The organism is Labrys sp. WJW (assembly GCF_001676615.1).
GTDB lineage: Bacteria > Pseudomonadota > Alphaproteobacteria > Rhizobiales > Labraceae > Labrys > Labrys sedimenti.
This window is the reverse complement of the sequence record NZ_LYXZ01000097.1, coordinates 1-4,506: the sequence shown is the minus strand read 5'-3', so window position 1 is coordinate 4,506 and position 4,506 is coordinate 1. Positions and strand designations below refer to the sequence as shown.

Here is a 4,506-nt window from a genome sequence, read left to right as displayed (position 1 = left end):
ACAGATATTCCACGCCCGCAAAGCCGTTGCGGGCGGCTGCCGCGAAGCGCTCCATGAACGGCACTTCGTTGAACAGCATGGTCAGATTGGCGGCAAATCTGGGCATGGCTGGATTCCCGGTTCAGGCGAATTGAGGGCGAGACCATCCGGTCGAGGAACCGTTCCTCGACAGGGATCTGCGGGGTGGATGAAGCGATGGCCGGCTATTCGGCCGCGACGGCTTCCGACCGGATAGGCAGGTCGAGGATGTCCTCGAACTCCGTGACTGCGTCGATCTCGGGGCCCATGGCGATGTTGGTGACGCGCTCCAGGATGAACTCGACGACGACGGGTACCTGATAGTCACGCATCCATTCGCGGGCCTTCTCGAAAGCCTGGCCGAACTCGTTGGGACTGCGAACCCGGATCGCCTTGCAGCCGAGCCCCTCGGCGACGGCGACGTGGTCGACGCCATAGCTTTTGAGATCGGGTGCATTGATGTTCTCGAAGGAGAGCTGGACCTGGAAATCCATGTCGAAGCCGCGCTGGGCCTGGCGGATCAGGCCGAGATAGGCGTTGTTCACCACGACATGGATATAGGGCAGCTTGAACTGGGCGCCGACGGCCAGTTCCTCGATCAGGAACTGGAAGTCGTAGTCGCCGGACAGCGCCACGATCTCCCTGTCAGGATCGGCTGCGCGCACGCCGAGCGCGGCGGGAATGGTCCAGCCGAGCGGGCCGGCCTGGCCGCAATTGATCCAGTGGCGGGGATGGTGCACGCGCAGGAACTGCGCACCGGCAATCTGCGACAGGCCGATGGTCGAGACATAGCAGACATCCCGGCCGAAGGCGGTGTTCATCTCCTCATAGACGCGCTGGGGCTTGAGCGGCACATTGTCGAAATGGCTGCGCCGATGCAGGCTGCTTTTGCGCCCGCGGCATTCGTCAGCCCATGCGGAGCGATCCTTGAGCCTGCCTTGCGCCTGCAACTCGCGGGCGACGTCCAGGAAGAGATCGAGGGCTGCTCCGGCATCGGAGACGATGCCGAGATCGGGGTTGAAGACGCGGCCGATCTGGGTCGGCTCGATGTCGACATGCACGAATTTGCGGCCCTTGGTGTAGACCTCCACCGAACCGGTGTGGCGGTTGGCCCAGCGATTGCCGATGCCGAAGACGAAGTCGGAGGCAAGCAGCGTGGCGTTGCCGTAGCGGTGGCTGGTCTGCAGGCCGACCATGCCGGCCATCAGCGGGTGATCGTCGGGGATCGAACCCCAGCCCATCAGGGTCGGGATCACGGGCACGCCGGTCAGTTCGGCGAAAGCGACGAGCCTGTCGGCGGCATCGGCATTGATGATGCCGCCACCCGCCACGATCAGCGGGCGCTCGGCTTCCTGCAGGAGCGCGATGGCCCTTTCGGCCTGGAGCCGCGTGGCGGCGGGCTTGTAGACGGGCAGGGGAGCGTAGATCTCGTCGTCGAACTCGATCTCGGCCGTCTGCACGTCGACGGGCAGGTCGATCAGCACCGGGCCGGGCCGGCCCGAGCGCATCAGGTGGAAAGCCTGCTGGAACACGCGCGGCACCAGGGCCGGCTCGCGCACCGTGACGGCCCATTTTGTCACGGGCTTGGCGATGGCCTCGATGTCGACGGCCTGGAAGTCTTCCTTGTAGAGGCGGGCGCGCGGCGCCTGGCCGGTGATGCACAGGATCGGAATGGAGTCGGCGGAGGCCGAATAGAGGCCGGTGATCATGTCGGTGCCGGCAGGGCCGGAGGTGCCGATGCACACGCCGATATTGCCGGCCTTGGCGCGCGTATAGCCCTCGGCCATATGGGAGGCGCCTTCGACATGGCGGGCGAGGTAATGGTTGATCGAGCCGCGTGCCTTCATGGCCGAATAGAGCGGGTTGATCGCGGCGCCCGGCACGCCGAAGGCGCAGGTCACGCCCTCACGTTCCAGCACCCTGACGGCAGCGTCGATTGCTCGCATTCTTGCCATGGAGGTTCCGCCCTGTTTGTCGTTTTTCTGGTATACAAGATGCCAGCATTTGAGGGCGTGTCAACCGCTTTATGCAACCTGGCCTCGGTGCCGGCCGCGGCCGATTGGCGCAAATCGCTCTCGAATCCGGAGGACAGACGAGACGAAAAGACCCTTTCTGTTGATGGTTGATGGGGCGTCGTACTAGTCCGATGCCCGCAGCTGAAAATTGTGAGAGGTTGTCCCTCCTTCGTGATCGCCATGCCTATCGAGGAGAATGACCATGCGGCTGCCCGGCTTGATACGAACCACTTTGATGGGACTGGCGGTCGTCTCCGCGGCAGGGCCGGCGTTTGCGGCCGGGGACTGTGCCAATGCAGCAGACGAGGCTGCGCTCAATCAATGCGCTGGCAAATCGTTGAAGGCGTCCGATGGCGAGCTCAACACGCTCTACAAGCAGATCCAGAAGCGCCTGAACGACGATGCGGACAAGACGAAATTGCTGGTGGCGGCGCAACGAGCCTGGGTCGCCTTTCGCGACGCCGAATGCAATTTCTCAAGCGCCGGGGTCACCGGTGGCACCCTCTATCCGCTGGCGGTGACGCAGTGCCGCGATGGCCTGACGAAGGATCGCATCAAGACCTTCAAGACCTATCTCAACTGCACGGAAGGCGATTTGAGCTGTTCGGTGCCGGCGGCGAATTAAGTGCGCGCCGCATCCCTTCGCCTGCATTTCTGACACAACCCGTGTCGATAGGCTTCCTGCTGTCGCTCTCCCGGAGCAGGCTCGTATCGTCCCCTTCCCGGGGATTTGCGCGGCCTGCGTTGATCGCCGATGGCTGAAACTTTATAAAGCCCCAGGATTCGACCGAAGAATCACACAAACGTCATGATGAGGGGACAGGAGTGTCCATATCAATGACGTAACACTGTCGCTCTGACACTGAAACTGTCGTTCGTTCAACTGATACCGAACATCTCATAGAGCGCAGGCAACTTATCGCAACGTATACGGATCATGACATGTCCCGACCGACCCTAGCCGTCATCCTCGCCGCCGGTGAAGGCACCCGCATGAAATCGTCACTGCCGAAGGTACTGCATGCCATCGCCGGCCGCTCCATGCTGGCCCATGTCCTGGCGAGCGTGAAGCAGGCCGGTATCACCGATGCCGCCGTCGTCGTCGGCCCCGGCAGGGAGGATGTCGCCAAGGTCGCCCAGAAGGAACTGCCCGGCTGTGCCGTCTTCACCCAGGTGGAGCGCAAGGGAACCGGCCATGCCGTGCTGGCGGCGAAGGAGGCGCTGGCCGATGGCAAGGACATCATCGTGCTCTATGCCGACACGCCGCTGGTACGTCCCCAGTCGATCGAGACACTCAAGACAGCCTTGGCGGATGGCGCCAGCGTCGCCGTGCTCGGTTTCCATGCGGCCGATCCCACCGGCTATGGCCGGCTGATCGTCGAAGGCGATGCGCTCACCGCAATCGTCGAGGAAAAGGATGCCACGCCCGAGCAGAAGGCCGTCGGTTTCTGCAATGGCGGCCTGATGGCGCTCAGCGGCGAGCACGGCCTGGCTCTGCTCGAAGCCATCGGCAACGACAATGCCAAGGGTGAATATTATCTCACCGACGCAGCCGAGATCGCGCATCGGCAAGGGCTTCGCGCCGTGGCGCGTCCGATCGCCGAGGAGGAAGTGCAGGGGGTGAACGATCGCCTGCAGCTGGCAGCGGCGGAAGCCGTCATGCAGTCGCGCCTGCGCGCGAACGCCATGCGCGAAGGCGTGACCATGATCGCACCCGAGACCGTCTTCCTCTCGCACGACACCCGCATCGGCAACGATGTGGTGATCGAGCCCAATTGCTGGTTCGGTCCGGGCGTGACCATCGAGAGCGGCGCGGTGATCCATGCCTTCTCCCATCTGGAAGGTGCGCATGTCGGCAGTGGCGCCTCGGTCGGCCCCTTTGCCCGGCTGCGGCCGGGCGCCGACCTCGCCGAAGAGGTCAAGGTCGGCAATTTCGTCGAGGTCAAGGCGGCAAGCGTCGAAAAGGGCGCCAAGATCAGCCATCTCAGCTATATCGGCGATGCCAGGGTGGGTGCGGAAGCCAATATCGGCGCGGGTACCATCACCTGCAACTACGACGGTTATCTCAAGCATCGCACCGATATCGGTGCGGGCGTGTTCGTTGGCTCCAACTCGGCCCTGGTGGCACCCGTGACCATCGGCGACAACGCCAATATTGGTGCCGGCTCGGTGATCACAAGGGACGTGCCCGCCGATGCCCTGGCGGTGGCCCGTGGCCGGCAGGTCGGCATCGACGGCTGGGCCAAGGCCTACCGCGCGAAGAAGAAGGCTGAAAAGGCAGCCAAGAGCAAAAGCTGAAGGGGCGCGTGGGTAATACCAGGCCTCGAAACGATTGCCCCTTCGGCGTGTGGCATTCCTGGGAGCGCGAACGTCCTCGTCCATAGGCGCTAAGATAAGGGGTTGGGCGAGATGAGGGGGTTGGAGATCGAGCTCGACATATGAGCCCCCTCGCCCCGTTTACGGGGAGAGGATG

General features: G+C 63.5%; 3 protein-coding genes and 1 pseudogene. 2 read left to right on the top strand and 2 right to left on the bottom strand.

Features of this window, described 5'->3' with window-relative positions:
- Both BA190_RS37020 and gcl read right to left on the bottom strand, forming a co-directional pair.
- Positions 1-106, bottom strand: a pseudogene (locus BA190_RS37020) (hydroxypyruvate isomerase); the annotation flags it as partial.
- Positions 107-203: 97 nt separating this feature from the next.
- Positions 204-1,973 carry a glyoxylate carboligase gene (gcl, locus tag BA190_RS34505; RefSeq protein WP_068299644.1) on the bottom strand — a complete coding sequence of 590 codons (1,770 nt, stop codon included), beginning with the start codon at positions 1,971-1,973 and terminating at the stop codon, positions 204-206.
- Between the two features lie 262 nt (positions 1,974-2,235).
- Here gcl and BA190_RS34500 point away from each other — a divergent pair, with 262 nt between their 5' ends.
- Together BA190_RS34500 and glmU are read left to right on the top strand one after the other, a co-directional pair.
- The gene (locus BA190_RS34500; RefSeq protein WP_202908576.1) at positions 2,236-2,658 is read left to right on the top strand and encodes a lysozyme inhibitor LprI family protein; all 423 of its coding nucleotides are present in this window, start codon (positions 2,236-2,238) and stop codon (positions 2,656-2,658) included.
- Positions 2,659-2,975: 317 nt separating this feature from the next.
- Positions 2,976-4,331, top strand: coding sequence for a bifunctional UDP-N-acetylglucosamine diphosphorylase/glucosamine-1-phosphate N-acetyltransferase GlmU (glmU, locus tag BA190_RS34495; protein ID WP_068299640.1), 1,356 nt, complete (start codon positions 2,976-2,978; stop codon positions 4,329-4,331).
- Positions 4,332-4,506: the final 175 nt, after the last annotated feature.